This is a genomic window from Candidatus Accumulibacter similis (assembly GCA_013347225.1).
Lineage (GTDB): Bacteria > Pseudomonadota > Gammaproteobacteria > Burkholderiales > Rhodocyclaceae > Accumulibacter > Accumulibacter similis.
On sequence record CP054595.1, the window covers coordinates 214,744 to 230,284 of the forward strand.

Annotated in this window: 15 protein-coding genes; 7 read left to right on the plus strand and 8 right to left on the minus strand. The window is 67.2% G+C overall.

Annotated features, from left to right (window positions below; all coding sequences use genetic code 11):
- Nucleotides 1-31: 31 nt before the first annotated feature.
- Nucleotides 32-919, minus strand: coding sequence for an acetylglutamate kinase (gene argB, locus HT579_00985; GenBank protein QKS27663.1), 888 nt, complete (start codon nt 917-919; stop codon nt 32-34).
- A 126-nt stretch (nt 920-1,045) separates the two neighbouring features.
- On the opposite strand from argB, the gene gluQRS reads away from it, so the two are divergent.
- A complete protein-coding gene (gene gluQRS, locus HT579_00990; protein ID QKS27664.1) occupies nt 1,046-1,993 on the plus strand; it encodes a tRNA glutamyl-Q(34) synthetase GluQRS in 948 nt (315 codons plus the stop codon).
- On the opposite strand, the gene clsB is transcribed toward gluQRS, so the two are convergent.
- The 4 genes from clsB to HT579_01010 form a co-directional block, all read right to left on the minus strand.
- Nucleotides 1,975-3,135, minus strand: coding sequence for a cardiolipin synthase ClsB (gene clsB, locus HT579_00995; GenBank protein ID QKS27665.1), 1,161 nt, complete (start codon nt 3,133-3,135; stop codon nt 1,975-1,977). The two genes, gluQRS and clsB, sit on opposite strands and share 19 nt — an antisense overlap.
- A gap of 61 nt (nt 3,136-3,196) precedes the next feature.
- Nucleotides 3,197-4,018 (minus strand): mechanosensitive ion channel family protein, encoded by an 822-nt coding sequence (locus HT579_01000; GenBank protein ID QKS27666.1) that lies wholly within the window; start codon nt 4,016-4,018, stop codon nt 3,197-3,199.
- 477 nt (nt 4,019-4,495) lie between these two features.
- Entirely contained in the window at nt 4,496-5,383 is an 888-nt protein-coding gene (rarD, locus tag HT579_01005; protein QKS27667.1) for an EamA family transporter RarD, read from the minus strand.
- Nucleotides 5,384-5,424: 41 nt separating this feature from the next.
- Nucleotides 5,425-6,429 carry a c-type cytochrome gene (locus HT579_01010; GenBank protein QKS27668.1) on the minus strand — a complete coding sequence of 335 codons (1,005 nt, stop codon included), beginning with the start codon at nt 6,427-6,429 and terminating at the stop codon, nt 5,425-5,427.
- A 285-nt stretch (nt 6,430-6,714) separates the two neighbouring features.
- Between HT579_01010 and HT579_01015 the strand changes: the two genes are divergently transcribed.
- The 6 genes from HT579_01015 to HT579_01040 all read left to right on the plus strand — a co-directional run bounded on the left by HT579_01015 (nt 6,715) and on the right by HT579_01040 (nt 12,986).
- The gene (locus tag HT579_01015) at nt 6,715-7,215 is read left to right on the plus strand and encodes a hypothetical protein (GenBank protein ID QKS27669.1); all 501 of its coding nucleotides are present in this window, start codon (nt 6,715-6,717) and stop codon (nt 7,213-7,215) included.
- A 7-nt stretch (nt 7,216-7,222) separates the two neighbouring features.
- A complete protein-coding gene (locus HT579_01020; GenBank protein QKS27670.1) occupies nt 7,223-8,008 on the plus strand; it encodes a class I SAM-dependent methyltransferase in 786 nt (261 codons plus the stop codon).
- A 196-nt stretch (nt 8,009-8,204) separates the two neighbouring features.
- Nucleotides 8,205-9,617, plus strand: coding sequence for a pyruvate kinase (pyk, locus tag HT579_01025; GenBank protein QKS27671.1), 1,413 nt, complete (start codon nt 8,205-8,207; stop codon nt 9,615-9,617).
- A gap of 57 nt (nt 9,618-9,674) precedes the next feature.
- Nucleotides 9,675-9,980 (plus strand): c-type cytochrome, encoded by a 306-nt coding sequence (locus tag HT579_01030; protein QKS27672.1) that lies wholly within the window; start codon nt 9,675-9,677, stop codon nt 9,978-9,980.
- An 11-nt stretch (nt 9,981-9,991) separates the two neighbouring features.
- Nucleotides 9,992-11,272, plus strand: coding sequence for an FAD-dependent oxidoreductase (locus HT579_01035; GenBank protein ID QKS27673.1), 1,281 nt, complete (start codon nt 9,992-9,994; stop codon nt 11,270-11,272).
- 277 nt (nt 11,273-11,549) lie between these two features.
- Nucleotides 11,550-12,986, plus strand: a complete 1,437-nt coding sequence (locus HT579_01040) for an SPOR domain-containing protein (protein QKS27674.1) — start codon at nt 11,550-11,552, stop codon at nt 12,984-12,986.
- 138 nt (nt 12,987-13,124) lie between these two features.
- Here the strand turns inward: HT579_01040 and HT579_01045 are convergent, their stop codons facing one another.
- From HT579_01045 to HT579_01055, 3 genes are all read right to left on the minus strand, one after another.
- Complete coding sequence (locus HT579_01045) at nt 13,125-13,733, minus strand: riboflavin synthase (GenBank protein QKS27675.1); 609 nt, start codon at nt 13,731-13,733, stop codon at nt 13,125-13,127.
- 61 nt (nt 13,734-13,794) lie between these two features.
- Nucleotides 13,795-14,919, minus strand: a complete 1,125-nt coding sequence (gene ydiK / locus HT579_01050) for an AI-2E family transporter YdiK (GenBank protein QKS27676.1) — start codon at nt 14,917-14,919, stop codon at nt 13,795-13,797.
- Between the two features lie 459 nt (nt 14,920-15,378).
- A complete protein-coding gene (locus HT579_01055; protein QKS27677.1) occupies nt 15,379-15,528 on the minus strand; it encodes a hypothetical protein in 150 nt (49 codons plus the stop codon).
- Between the last annotated feature and the right edge of the window lie 13 nt (nt 15,529-15,541).

Consider the following 15,541-nt stretch of genomic DNA (forward strand, 5'->3'; position numbering starts at 1 on the left):
CGGTGACGCCGCGTTCAGCGTGATCTCCCGCTCAATAAGACTTGATCATCGTACCGACGCCGTGGTCGGTCAGGATCTCCAGCAGCAACGCGTGCTCGACGCGGCCATCGATGATGTGCACGCTCTTGACACCATTGCGCGCAGCATCGAGCGCCGAAGAGATCTTCGGCAACATGCCGCCGGACAGGGTGCCATCGGCAACCATGTCGTCAATCTGCTTCGGCGTCATGCCGGTGATCAGGACACCCGCCTCGTCGAGTACACCCGGCGTGTTGGTCAGCAGGACAAGCTTCTCGGCCTTGAGGATCTCGGCGATCTTCCCGGCAACGACATCGGCATTGATGTTGTAGGTCTCGCCATTCTTTCCGACACCGATTGGCGCCACCACCGGGATGAAACCTCCGGCCTCGAGGTGACCGATCAGCGACGGGTCGATCTGCGTGATGTCACCGACCTGGCCGACGTCGATCAGGTCTTCGCTGTTGTCCCGATCCGCCAGCAACAGTTTCTTCGCGCGGATGAAGCTGCCGTCCTTGCCGGTCAGGCCAACTGCCTTGCCTCCCGCCTGATTGATGAGATTGACGACGTCCTTGTTGACCTGGCCACCGAGCACCATCTCGACGATCTCCATCGTCTCCGAATCGGTGACGCGCATCCCCTGCACGAAGCGACCCTTCTTGCCGACTCGCTTGAGGAGAGTCTCGATCTGCGGCCCGCCGCCGTGGACAACGACTACATGCATGCCCACCAGCTTCAGCAGCACCACGTCACGGGCAAAGCACTGCTTGAGATGCTCATCCGTCATCGCGTTGCCGCCATACTTGACGACGATGGTCCGCCCGTGAAAGCGTTTGATGTAGGGCAGTGCCTCGGCGAGAATGGCGGCTTCGTCGGCAGGAGTGAGCGAACGGTCACGCATGACGGCAATCCTTATGATGACCGGAAGATTTTACCCGTGCCGGCAGCAAACACCAAGGCGCCACGCGCCGATCGAAGCGCGGCAGCAGTCGGCCGGGCGCACGGCAGAGCGGAAAGGCGACCTGCCATGACGAGCAGCATTGCAGCGGCGGGCAAGCGGCCGACGGCCCGCTGCGGTCGTTTTGCCCCGTCGCCGACGGGTTGTCTCCATTTCGGCTCGCTGGTGGCCGCCGTTGGCAGCTTTCTTGATGCGCGCGCCAACGCCGGCAGGTGGTTGCTGCGCATCGAGGACATCGACCAGCATCGAACCGTCCCCGGTGCCGCGGGCGCCATTCTGCGCGCGCTGGCGGGACTGGCCTTCGAATGGGATGGCGAGGTCCTCTACCAGAGCCGACGCCTGGACGCCTATCGCGCCGCGTTGAGCCAGCTCCGTGACAGCGGTGATGTCTACCCGTGTACCTGCTCACGCCGCGAAATCGCCGCCTGCGCACCAGCGATGGGGGTAGATGGTGCTCTCGTCTACCCCGGCACCTGCCGCTCCGGCCTGCCGCCGGGACGCAGCGCGCGCTCCTGGCGGATGGTCGCGCCGGCACAGGAAATCTCGTTCGACGATCGGGTGCAGGGAACGCAGCGGCAGAATCTGGCGACGGTCGTCGGCGATTTCGTCCTGCTGCGAGCCGACGGGCAGTTTGCCTACCAGCTCGCAGTGGTGGTCGACGACGCGGCGCAGGGCATCGACTCGGTCGTCCGCGGCGCCGACCTGCTGGACTCGACACCTCGGCAGATCTGGCTTGCGCAGCGCCTGCAACTGCCCGTGCCCGCTTACGCGCACCTGCCGTTGGTGAGCAACGCAGCCGGCGAAAAGCTGTCGAAGCAGACCCGCGCCAAGGCAATCGACCCCGCTGCCGGCACCCCGCTGCTGGCGGCGGCACTCGAGTTTCTCGGCCATGTCGTGCCTGCCGACGTTCGCCATGCACCGCTGCCCGACTTCTGGCGCTGGGCCATCGCCAACTGGTCGATCAGCCGCGTACCGGCTCGGCGCAGCGTCATCGTCGGTCACCGCTTGCCGCCATAGCCACTGATGCCGACAAAGATCCGCAGCAGGCCGTAGCTGGCCCGCCGCAGCAGGCGCGAGTACCAGGGCTGGCGCTGCCAGCTATCGGCCGGCAAGGCCAGCGCGCCGTCGCGCATCGCTGCCGCGAGGCTCTGTTCCAGGTCCTCGGCAAAGCCCCGGTCGAGGACGACGACGTTCGCTTCCCTCGCCAGTAGGAGACTGAAGGGATCTATGTTCGACGAGCCGACCGTTGCCCAGTGGTGATCGATGACCGCCACCTTGGCATGCAGGAAGCTGCGCTGATACTCGAAGATCCTGATCCCGGCGGCGAGCAGGTTGCCATACAGCGCCTGCGTCGCGTAGTGCAGCAGTCGATACTCGACCAGTCCCTGCAGCAGGATCGTCACCCGCACGCCCCTGCCGGCGGCAGCCCGCAACGCTCGCCGGAAGCGCCGACCGGGCAGGAAATAGGCGTTGGCGAGAACGATCTCCTCGCGCGCCGCACCGATCGCGTCGAGATAGGCCCGCTCGATGTCGCGCCGGTGACGCAGGTTGTCACGCACCAGGAAGGCTGCCGTCTGCTCGCCGCACGCGGCGCCGCTCGCTTCGACCAGCCGCGTCAGGCGGTAGCGGCGATTGAGCCTCGCCCAGAGGACGATCTCCCACAGGCGGCGCAGGGCCCGCTGGATCGGTACCAGCAAGGGGCCTTCGACGCGCACTGCGTAGTCGTAGCGCGGCGATGACCGGTGGGGCGAGTTGAAGTCGTCGATGACGTTGATGCCGCCGACGAAGGCGACCCGGCCATCGATCAGCGCGAGCTTGCGATGCAGTCGGCGCAGGCGATGACGTCGCAAGCGGAAACGGGCGATCTCGGGCCGGTAGACCAGCGCCTGCACCCCGGCAGCAAGCAGTCCGGGCTGGTGTTGCTCGGCAAATCCCGGCGCGCCAAAGCCATCGACCAGAACGCGCACGACGACACCGCGGCAGGCGGCTGCCGCCAAGGCAGCGGCAACGGCGCGCCCGGTCTGGTCATCCTCGAAGATGTAAGTCTCGAGGTGCACCTCGCGTTCTGCCTCGTCGATCGCCGCCAGCAGCGCCGGGAAATACTCGGCGCCGCTGTTGAGCAGCCGCAGACTGTTGCCGGGCAGGAATTCGGGCGCCACGCCTGACCCCGATCAGAGTGCGCCGGACGCGCGCGGCAGCCGGCGGCACGCGCCACCCAAGCTACTGCTGATTGACGAAAACCACCTGCGCCGGCATCGGTGCCGGAAAACCAGCGGCGCCGAGCGACTCGCGAATCGTCCGGTTGGTATCGAAATAGACCTGCCAGTAGTGGTCGGTGTGGCAATAAGGGCGCACCGCCAGAACCGGCCCGACGAGGTTCAGTTCCAGGATCTCGACATCGACTGCCGGAGCCTCCATGACGTTCGGAATCGCCGCAACCTTTTCCCGGAGCAGCGCCATCGCCGCGGTGTGATCGGCAGCGCCGGACAGCTGCGCCTTCAGGTCAACCCGGCGATAGGGATTGGCCGAATAGTTCTGGATCGTGTCGCCGAAGATCTTGCTGTTGCCGACCAGCGTCAGCACGTTGTCGGGCGTGTTGATCGCCGACGTGAACAGGCCGACCTCCTTCACCGTACCGGTAATGCCACCGACGGTGACGAAATCGCCCACCTTGATCGGCCGCAGGATGATCAGGAAGACGCCGCCGGCGAAATTGCTGAGAAGTCCGGACCAGGCGAGGCCGATGGCGACACCGGCGGCAGCGAACAGGGCCGCGAAGGTGGTCGTCTGGATGCCGAAGTAGCCCAGAATGCCGACCACCAGCAAAATGTTCAGGGTGACGTTGATGACCGTCCCGAGGTAGCGCATGACGGTCGCGTCCACCTTCTGTCGCTCGAGCGCGCTCTGCACCAGATGGCCGACCGTGCCGATCAGCCAGCGCCCGACGACCCAGAAGGCGATCGCGGCAAGGATCTTGATGCCCAGTTCCGAACCGTACTGCAACGCCAGTTCCTGCCAACGCGAAATGTCCTGACTCGTCATCGATTTCCCCTGAGTGTTTGCGGAAGCGGCAGTTTCCCATCCTTCGGCTGGCGCTGCAAGGCGGCGACCCGACGACCGCGTGGCAACCGCGGGACAGGCGGGTGAAAAAATCTCACCCGTCACCTGAGATTTTATCGTTTGCCGGCAGGCGGTCAGGCCCATACATTTCCCTCCAAGACTCGATCAGCGGCGCCCGACGGGCAGTGGTGAGACGGGTTCCGGGCACGCGAGGGCGAGCCCGTCGCAGGAACTGGAGAAGGAAAATGTCAGAGAGCATCCCGTTGTTCGGCGCCGGTTTCACGATCGTCGTCATGGTCGCGTTCCTTGCCTCGCCGGCAATCGGCATCGCGATCGACTGGCTCGCGCGTCACCGCCAGGGAAACACCGCCGCCAGATAGCACCGGTCGATCTCCGCAGGAAAACCGGCTCGCGACCCGTCACCCTTGCCGGCCTCGTGCAGGCGGTCGCCACTCCCGGTCATGGGGAATGGCGGTACTTCCCCCACGCACTCCAGCTGTAGACCAGCAGACCCAGCCAGATCAGGCCGAAACTGAGCAAGCGGGTCGCCTGCATCGGCTCGCCAAAGAGCCAGACGGCGGTGACGAACTGCAGCGTCGGGTTGATGTACATGAGCATGCCGACCGTCGCCAGATCCAGACGCTGCGTCGCGGCCGCAAAAGACAGCAGCGGCAGGGCAGTGAGCACCCCGGAGGCAATCAGCAGGGCAGCGGTCAGCGGCGGGTGCCCGGACCAGACGGCGTGTCCCCGCTCCGCCTGCCAGATCGCGTAACCCACGCACAGCGGCAGCATTGCCATCGTCTCGAGCCAGAGCCCGGAGACGACATCGATCGGCAGGCGCTTGCGGATCAGGCCGTAGGTGCCGAAGGTGGTCGCAAGAACCAGCGACACCCATGGCAGGCTGCCGAAAGCGACGATCTCGTTGCCGATCGCCGCCACGGCCAGCGCCACCGCCAGCCACTCCAGCCGATTGAGGCGCTCGTTGAGAACGGCCAGTCCAAGAGCGACATTGACCAGCGGCGTCAGAAAATAGCCGAGACTCGACGCGACAACCTGCTGCGCGCCGACCGCCCACAGGAAGACCAGCCAATTGGCGCCGATCAGCAGCGCCGCACCGCCCAGCAGCAGCAGATGGCTCCTGCTGCGCATGACGGCAACGACGCTCGACCACTGCCGGCGCACTGTCAGCAGACCGCCGACGAAGACGCAAGCCCAGACGGCGCGGTGGCTCAGGATGTCCATCGGCGGCACGTGCGAGAGCTGGTGGAAGAACAGCGGGAAGAATCCCCACATGCCATAGGCAACGAGACCGAAAGCGATGCCGGCGAGCTGCGTCTTGGCCTTCACCGCCTCTGGCGCCAGTGCCTGGCTGCGCTCATCGACAGCGGCTACGGCACCTTCGGCGGCTCGAAACGCTCATGGCTGGTCAGCGTCTCGAGAAAGGCCAGCAATTGCGCGATCTCCTTGTCGGCAAGCTTGCGATCGACGAGCAGGCCGCTCTTGTTCGCATCGGCCTTGCCACCCGAAGCCATGTAGCGGACCGCCGCATCGAGGCTGCCGACACTGCCGTCGTGGAAGTAGGGACCGGAGATCGCCACCGAGCGCAGCGACGGCGTCTTGAACGCCGACAGATCCCTGGGATCCTTGGTCACGGCAAAGCGGCCGGGATCCGGGTTGGCCTTGCCGGCTTCGAGGCCGACGTTGTGGAACTGCCCGTCGCTGAAGAGCGGCGGCTTGTGGCAACCGGCGCAGCCCGCCTTGCCGTTGAACAACTCGTAGCCGGCTAGCGCATCGGCCGGGACGGCTGTCTTGTCACCGGCAGTGTAGCGATCCCATGGCGACTCGCCGCTGTTCAGCGTGCGCAGGAACGCAGCCAGCGCCTGCGCGGTGTTCTCGGCATTCGGCGCGACGCCAAATACCGCCTGGAACTCGGCCTGATACGCCGGCACAGCCGCAATCACAGCTGCCGCACGCGCCGGATCGGCACCAATCTGCGCCTTCCAGGCAGCCGTGACCTGCCCCTCCAGCGTCTTCGCCCGCCCATCCCAGTACCAGGACGTGTAATAGCCGGTGTTATAGACGCTCGGCGTATGCCGGGTATTCATGCCACCGCCCACCTTGCGCGACAGCGCGAGCCCATCGGTCCAGCCGAGATGGCGATAGTGGCAACCCTGGCAGGCCATGCTGCCATCACCGGACAGCCGCGGATCGAAGAACAGCTTCTTGCCCAGTGCCGCCTTCGCCGGCGTCGTCGGGTTGTCGGGCGGATCAGGCGGGGCGGGCAGCGCCGACGAACGCGCAGTGTCACCACCAGACTCGGGCGTGCCAACGCAACCGATTGCGGCAACGGCAATGGCAATGGCAACAAGCCAACGACGGGATCTCGCTTGCATGGTCTCTGCTCCCTGATGGTGAAATCCCGGCTAGGTTACCACCGCACGGGCACGCAGGGCAAAGACAGGCTGCGCGACTGTCGGGCTCATCCGCGCGAGCCCAAGGCGCGAGGTCACCAGCCATTCGAGATCGCTGCCGGACTGCCGTTAACGGTGACACGCAGCAGGAGCGACACTTCCGACCCGGCGACCGGGTCTACAAGTGGCTCCCCGCCCGGCTTGCCGATGCCATGCCCGGTCCAGAACCTGATCACTGAAAGAATTTCGCCGGGTCGAGCCCCCATCATGAAACTGAAGCAGCTCTCACGCAAGCAATCGCTGCTCTGCTCGGCACTGCTCATCTGCGCCTTGCTGCTCGCTGGCAACCTCATCGTCTGGCGGAGCAGCAGCGCCCTGACGAGCGCCGCCGTCGGCGAGGCCAGCTTCTGCAAAGCCGGCGAGCACCGCACGCAGGCGCTGCAACTGCGTCCAAATGACCAGCGCAGCCTGCTTGCCGACATCAGCACCATGCAGACCGCGCTGCGCGCGACAGTACGCTCGATCCGCAGCGGTGCGCAGGAAGTGCTGAACGCAGCCGCAGGACTCACAGCCGACGCCGTCCACGTGGTTGACGGTTCGCCCGCGCAGGGCGACGCCGCGTGTACAATGGACTGCCGGCAGCGCCAGCCGTCTCGAACAGCTGTCGCGCGACCTCGACCAGGTCGTCGGCAGGTTCGGCCAGTGAGGTCACGGCGACTCGACGCTGCGGGCATCGATTCCGCCCGGCCGGCGGCAGCAGTGGAATAGCGAGCAGATGAGGGCATCGACGGTGGCCGCTGGCGAGGTCGCGCTGCAGAATCTCTGGTCGGCGGTACACCGCGACTGCAGCCTCGCCCGTCAATGGCACTTCAGCAACCTGGCGGCGCATGCGCAACGCTACCTCGCGGATCTGCAACTTCTCGCCGCGCTGGCGCCCGTCGGCGCCCTCCTTGACGTCGGTTCGGCACCGTGCCACATGACCGCTCTGCTGCAGGATTCGGGCTACCCGGTGATCGGCGTCGACATCGCGCCGCAGCGGGTCGCCCGTCTGATCGACGATCTGCACCTCGACGTACGCCAGTGCGACATCGAACGCAGCCCCCTGCCTTTCCCCGATGAGCACTTCAGTGGGGCGCTGCTTTGCGATACCTTCGAACATCTGCGCATCGACCCGGCCTTCGTCCTGTCGGAAATCTGCCGCGTCCTGAAGCACGGTGGCTTCCTCCTGCTGACGACGCCGAACGTCTATTCGCTGCCGAGCCTCGCCCGTTTCGTTCTCGGCCGCAGCATCGCCGATCCGCTGACCGAGTTCGGCAAGCTGCGCCGCCTCGGACACATGGGCCATGTGCGCGAGTACTCGTGCGCCGAAGTCAGGCGTTTCGTCATGGCATCCGGCTTCAGCCTGGAGTCGGTCGGCTATCGCCACGATGACCGGCAGCGATGCTGGCGCGACAGAATCCTGCGGCTGGCGTACCGGATGGCACCGCGATGCTTCCAGCGCGACATCGTCATCGTCGCCCGCAAGCGCGACCGGGGACCACTCCTGCAACCCCTGCCGTGACCTTGCTTGAGCCCCCAAGCGGCCCGCCGCCTCGGCCTCCGGCCAGCGCCCACATTGACTGCTGGCGCTGGCCGCCCATATACTCGCGCGTTTTTGTCGCGTTTCAGCATGGAACACTGCCCTGAGGCTGGCCGTCAACACGGCTGCAGGGTGCCGGCCGGACGGCCGGTGGCTTGAAACGAGCAAGGAGTAGTTGATGCGCCGAACCAAGATCGTGGCAACCATCGGCCCCGCCACCGCCGACACCGAGTCGCTGCGGCAGCTCCTCGAAGCCGGCGTCGATGTGGTGCGTCTGAACGCGGCACACGCCGACATGGAAACGCACAGCGCCAACGTCCGCCGGGTGCGCGAACTGTCGCAGGTGCTCGGGCGCAGCATCGGCACCCTCGTTGACCTGCCCGGCCCGAAAATCCGCTCGGGCGTCATCGCCGCCGGCGAAGTCGAACTGGCAAATGGCCAGGAATTCATTCTCAGCGGCAGCGACGACGGCCGCGGCGATGAGCGACATGTGGCAACCACCCTCTCCGATCTGGCGCAATGGGCCTGCCCGGGCGACGACGTCTACCTCGCCGACGGCGCCATCGTGCTGCGGGTACTGCAGTCGCTGGGCGACGACGTGCGCACCGAGGTCGTGCGCGGCGGCACTCTGCGCTCGCGCAAGGGCATGCACCTGCCACGCGCCGAGGCACACGTCGAGCCCTTCACCGAGCGCGACGCTCTGGCCCTCGATATGGCGATCGCCGCCAAGGTGGATTTCATCGGCCTCTCTTTCGTTCGCCGTGCCGAAGACGTCGAGCGGGTACGGGCAATGCTCCCAAAGCGGGGCATTCGTCCGGCGCTGGTGCCGAAGATCGAGACGGCAGCCGCCATCGACAACCTCGACGGGATCGTCAAGGCAGCCGACGCGGTGATGGTTGCACGTGGCGATCTCGGCATCCAGATGCCGGCCCGCAGCGTGCCGCTGCTGCAGAAGGAGATCATCCGCCACTGCAACCTGGCAGGGAAACCGGTGATCACCGCGACGCAGATGCTCGAGTCGATGACCCGCTCGCCATTGCCGACCCGTGCCGAGGTCAACGACGTCGCCAACGCCGTCCTCGACGGCACCGATGCCCTGATGCTTTCCGAGGAGACCGCCGTCGGCCTCTACCCGAGCCAGGCGGTGCGCATGATGAGCGAAGTCGCCGAGTCCGCCGAGGGCTGGCCGCGGCTGCGCGTGGCGCCGGAGGCGAGCGGCGCCGACGGCGACCGCGTCGCCTGGGCAGTGGCACACGCTGCCGTGCAGGCGGCCGAGGAACTCGGTGTCGCGGCGATCCTGTGCCCGACCCGCAGCGGACAGACGGCGCATCGCGTCGCCGCCTTCCGGCCGAAGGTACCGATCGCCGGCATCTCGACCAGCAGCCAGGTGCTCGGCGACCTGTCGCTGGTCTGGGGTGTCCGGCCGCTCGTCGTGCCGGCGAACGCCGACCCTGGCGAGCAGTTGCGACTCGCCGTCGCCGCCGCCCGCAGCGCCGGCCTGGTACGTGAGGGCGACCTGCTGGCCTTCGTTTTCGGCTCCGCCGGGCCACGCGCCGGCAGCACGGACAGCGTTCGCATCGTGCGCGTGTGAAGCAGCGCGCTCCCGGCCGGCGTGTCCCGCGCCGGTCGGCGTTCCGGAGGACTCTCGATGAAATCGCCAGCGGCTCTTCTCACCCTGACCCTGCTGACCAGCAGCCTGTTCGCCCAGACGGAGGACCCGGAACGGGCGCGCAATCTGGCTGCCACCTGTGCCAACTGCCACGGAACCGACGGCCGACCGGTCGCCGGTTCCGGGATCGACCCCCTGGCGGGTATCGAGAAGCGCCTCAGCCTGCAGAAACTGGCCGATTTCAAGAGCGGCCTGCGGCCCGGTACGATCATGCCGCAGATCGCCAAAGGCTACACTGACGAGCAGCTCGAACTGATCGCCGCCTACTTTGCGGCGCAGAAGTAGGAAACGACGACATGGCAGACCACAACCGACGCGCTTTTCTGAAGGCCGGCACGCTGGCCGGAGTGCTCGCCCTCGCGGGCTGTGCCGGGAGCGGCCTGCGGCAGCCGCGCGGCCATGTCGTCGTCGTCGGCGGCGGCTACGGCGGCGCCACGGCGGCCAAGTACCTGCGCATGTGGAGCGCGCGCGGCGTCGAGGTCACGCTGGTCGAGCGCTCGCCCAGCTTCGTCTCCTGCCCGATGTCCAATCTGGTCATCGGCGGCAGCCGCAGCATGGCCGACATCACCCTCGGCTATGATCGCCTGCAGAGCCACTGGGGGGTGCGCATCGTCCATGACGAGGTGCTGGCGATCGACGCGGCGGCGCACAGCCTGCGCCTGGCCGGCGGTGGCGACCTGCGCTACGACCGCCTCGTACTGTCGCCCGGAATCGACTTCATGTGGCAGGAGATTCCCGGGCTCGACAACACCGACGCCCAGGCCAGCATCCTGCATGCCTGGAAGGCGGGCGCGCAGACCGTGGCGCTGCGCCGCCAGCTCGAAGCGATGCCGGACGGCGGCGTCTTCGTCCTGTCGATCCCGCGCGCGCCGTACCGTTGCCCGCCGGGTCCGTACGAACGGGCCTGCCTGGTTGCCGACTACTGCAAGCGACACAAACCGCGGTCGAAGGTCGTCGTCCTCGATGCCAACGACGAGATCGTCTCCAAGAAGGGACTGTTCGCCAAGGCTTGGGCCGAGCTCTACCCGGAGATCATCGAGTATCGGCCGCAGAGCGAATTGCGCGACGTGGACGTGGCGACGAAGACTGCCCGTCTCGATTTCGACCAGATCAGGGCCGACGTCCTGAACGTGATACCGCCGCAGCGCGCAGCCGACATCGCCGCCCGATCGGGGCTGAAGCTGATCAACCAGCGCTGGGTGGAGATCGACTGGCTGTCGATGGAGTCGAGCGACACGCCAGGGGTGCATGTGCTCGGCGACGCGATCTTCCCGGCGCCGACGATGCCGAAGTCGGGACACGTTGCCAACCAGCAGGCGAAGCTCGCCGCGGCGGCGATCCTCAGGTTGCTCGCGGGCGAGCAACCTGACCAGGCACCCCTGCTGATGAACACCTGCTACAGCTTCGTGGACGCGCGCAGCGCGATTCACGTCGCGGCGGTATACCGGTACGACCAGGCCTCGCGGGTCTTGCAGCCGGTACCGGGCGCCGGTGGCGTCTCGAGCGTGCGCAGCGAACTCGAAGGCCGCATCGCTGCCGGCTGGGCGCAGAACATCTGGGCCGACATGCTTTCGTGAGCTGCCACGGGTCGTCTGCAATCCGGACGGGCAACGCCGGGCGGGGGGGCCTCGCAGGACGGCACGGGCTGCATGATCGGCGCAGGCTGCCCACTGCAGCGCCGGCGCAGCGATTGACCACGATCGATCGCGCAACCTATACTCCCGCGGGCGTGTCGCATGGGTACGCGTGTCGCCATCGAGGGAGCTCCGGGAGAATCGCTGAACTGCCGCTGCACTGTGCGCCAGCACGCATTTTCCTGGACGCATGCCTGTCAATCCACTGGAGGGGCCGAACATGACCGAAACTGCCAAACTGGTGCTGCCGAGCGATTCGCAGCCCGCCACCGAACACACAGCCGAGGCAACTGCCCCGCCAGCTCCCGTCATCCGCCCGGAGATGGCGAGACTGCTCGAGCTGACGCAGGCCAGCGGTGCCGCCACGACGGCGAAGGAGATCAACGCCCAGCTCGACCGCGTGCTGCGCGACTACGAAGAACTGACGGCGCTGTACGCCGAGAACAACCGCCGCATCGACAGTGAGCTGGACGAAATCCGCCAGTCCGGTGGCCTGCTGTCCGGGCGCGTGCATCAGCTCGGCGCCGACCTGCAGCAGCAAGGCTCGTCACTGGCAGCCCGTGCCACCGGGGTCGAGGAGCGCCTCGAGGCAGTCCGCGGCCAGGCGCATGCCGCTCTCGCCGACTCCGAGCAGCGCTGGGAGTCCCGCCTGGCGAGCAGCAACGCCCGCATCGCAGCGGAGCTGGCGCAGCTCGACGCCGGCATCGGTTCGCTCGAGGCACTGTTCAGGGCGCAGGAGCAGATCGTCGCCGAGCAACGTGCACGTCTGGATCAGTTCGACATCGCCTGCCAGTTGCTCGATACCGCGACGCGCGGCAACAAGAGCCGCATCGAGGCGGTACGCGAGCAGACGGAAAGGCAGCATGCAATCGTCGAAGCACGGATCGACGGCCTCGGCGCCCTGCAGCGTGAGCATTACGCCGAATTCCAGGATCTACGGCGACTGGTCGGCGTCCTGCACTCCGAGACAGGGCGTCTGGATGCGGAGATCGGCACGCTGGCAGCCGCATTGACGACACACCGCGGTGAGACCAGAGCAAGGTTCAAGTGGACGCACCTGGCGATCACAGCCCTCTTCCTGCTGACCGTCCTCGGCTTCGCCCTCGTCAAGTGGCTGCCTGCCTTCGCACCCGCCGGCACCGAGGCGGCGGTCACGCAGAACCAGTCCCGGATCAGCGAGGTCGATGCCCAGGTCGCCGCACTGGCGGCGCGGATGACCGCCCAGCAGGAAAGCGATGCGCAACAGCAGGCGAGCATCGACCGCGTCGGCGGTCGGATCGGCAGCCTCGAAAAGAGTCTCGCCGACCTGCGCAGCGCCGTCCGCAAGCTGCGGCTCCAGGGCGTCGGCGGCGGCGTGTTGCATGACGCCCAGTGGCTCAGGCAACAGAACCCCGGAGCGTACACGGTGCAGTTGGTGACCTCGCCGAGCCAGGGCGACATGGCGCGCTTCATCGACCGCAACATGGCACATCTGGCGCTCGACTCGCTCGCCTACTCGGTCAGTGAAGGCGCCGGGGGCGAACGCTACAACCTCTTCTTCGGCGTATTCCCGACGCTGGCGCAGGCACGCGCGGCCATTGCCGCCCTGCCGGCGGAACTGCAGGTCAACCAGCCATGGGTGCGGCCGATGCGGTCGGTGCAGGAATCCCTGCGCTGAAGCGGTCAGCCCGAGCGTGATGCGGCACCAGGGTGGGGCGCCACGCGACGCCCCACCCGCAGTCGTCGGCAGCCCGGGCGGCAGGCAGGCATTCTCCGCGAGGCGGCTGCCGTCCGGGCAACAGCCGCGCAGGTACGGCTAATCGATCGTGCCATCGGTCGCGAGCAGGCGTTCGCAATAGCGAGCGATGAGGTCGACCTCGAGATTCACCCGGCTGCCCGGAGTCAGACGGCCAAGTGTCGTCGCCGCCAGGGTGTGGGGAATCAGGTTGATGCTGAAGCTCGCTCCGTCGACGCTGTTGGTCGTCAGGCTGACGCCGTCGACGGCGACCGAGCCCTTGCGCGCGATGTACCTGGCGAGCGCCGCCGGCGCGCGGATCTCGAGCCGACGGTTGTCGCCGACGGCATCGAAGCACAGCACCTCGCCGACGCCGTCGACGTGACCCGCGACGAGGTGACCGCCGAGGCGGTCGGCGAGCCGCAGCGCCTTCTCGAGGTTGACCGGGCCAGCTTCAGCGAGACCGGTCGTGCACGCCAGCGTTTCCGGCGAAACGTCGACGCAGAAGGTCTCGCCCGTCAGGTCGACCACGGTCAGGCAGACGCCGTTGCAGGCGATCGAATCGCCGGGAGACACGTCATCGAGTCCGAGCCGACCGGCGTCGATGCGTAGGCGAACGGTTGCCGCGCCATCACCACGGGACGTGATGTCGGTGATCCAGCCAACGGCGGCGATGATTCCAGAGAACATTCTGCGGACCTCGAAGAAGGATTGAAGATGGCGGAGGCGCCTGCGTCCGGAGCCGACGACCTCAGGGTGGTGGCTCGCCCGCGCCGGCAGGTCGCTGCGCAGCCATCCCGGACGCCCCGCCGACCTCGGGCGGAAGCTCGTTGATCCAGGCGGCGAGGAGGGTGTAGGCGACTGCCAGGACGACCGGGCCGACGAAGAGACCGACCAGTCCAAAAGCCAGCATGCCACCGATGACGCCGGCGAGAATCAGCAGCAGCGGCAGGTCGGCGCCCTGACGGATCAGGATCGGCCGCAGGAAGTTGTCCATGGTGCCGACGAAGACCGTCCAGATCAGGAGGAAGGTTCCCCAGCCGGTGTTGTCCCCCCAGTACAGCCAGATCACGGCCGGCGCCAAGACCAGCGTCGGGCCGAGCTGGGCGATGCAGAACATGAACATCACCGCGGTCAGCACCGGCGCGAACGGCACTCCGGCGATGGCGAGGCCAATGCCGCCGAGAAGGGACTGGACGATCGCGGTCACGCCAACGCCGAGAGCAACGGCACGCGCCGCCTGGCCGGCAAGGATGACGGCACTCTCGCCGCGTTCGCCGGCGAGGCGATGGCCGAAGCGGCGAACACCCGTTGCCGCCTTCTCCCCCGAAGCGTAGAGGACGGCGGACAGAGCGACGGTGAGCAGGAACTGCACGAAGACCAGCCCGAAGCTGCCGATCTCGCTGACGAACCAGCGCGTCAGGTTGCCGGCGTATGGGGCGACCTTGGTCGCCAGCTCGCTCGTACCGGTGGCGGCGATCTGCCGCCACGCCTGCTCGAGTCGGGCGCCGACGAGCGGCACTTCGCCGACCCAGGCCGGCGGCGACTCCTGCACGCGCAGGGCGCTCAGCGACCTGCCCCAATCGGCAATCTGGTCGACGTTGTCGACGATGGTGGCGATCGCCACCGACAGCGGCACGACGAGGCCGAGGAGGACCAGGCAGGTCATCAGGATCACTGCCGGCAGGCGGCGATTTCCGAAACCGCGCTGCGCCCGGATCAGCAGTGGCCAGGAGGCGACGACGACCATCGTCGCCCAGATCAGCGCCGGCAGGAAGGGCTGCAGGATCCACAGCGATGCGGCGATGAGCACGCAGAGAAAGAGCACCGCCAGGGTCGGCCGGGCCAATTCGAAACGCCTTTCGGGGGATTTCATGAGTCGGTCATCCAGTTTCTGAGCGTCGTCCGCGGCATGCGCGGCGCGCGACAGCAGAGCCACCGCCAAGCAGACACAGGATGCATGGTAGCCCATTTTCCCGGCGCGGTGTCCGCCAAGACCGTCGCTGGCAGCGCCGCTGGCGATACCCGCATCGCCGGCGGCGATGCGTCTGCCCGCTGTGGTGAAGCACCGTCGGCCCCGGCTGGCGGCGCCGTTGGCGCGGCACAAGGACGCCTGTCGGCCGATTGCTAGACACGACCATCGTCGCCCAGGCCTCGGGATGAGGAACCGTGCATCTGCACAGCCACCGGCGCGCGACACCGTTCACGCAGCAAGTGTCGGGACTTGACCCTCCTGTTCCTGCCCGGCCGACGCCACGGCTGTCGCGAAGCGGGAATGGACCTGCTAACTGGTCGTCCGGCCCGAGTGCCTTCTGCGGGCCGCAGCGCGGAGCGTTCACGTCGACGACTGCAGCCGGGAGACCACCACCTCGCCAACGAGGATGGCGACACCCCGCGAACCGACCACATCGCGCAAGCGGCCCGCTGCTTCCCGTCGGCGCAGCGCTGCGGGTTCGACCTGCCAAGGCGGAGTATACTCGGCCATTCAGCGCCCCCAT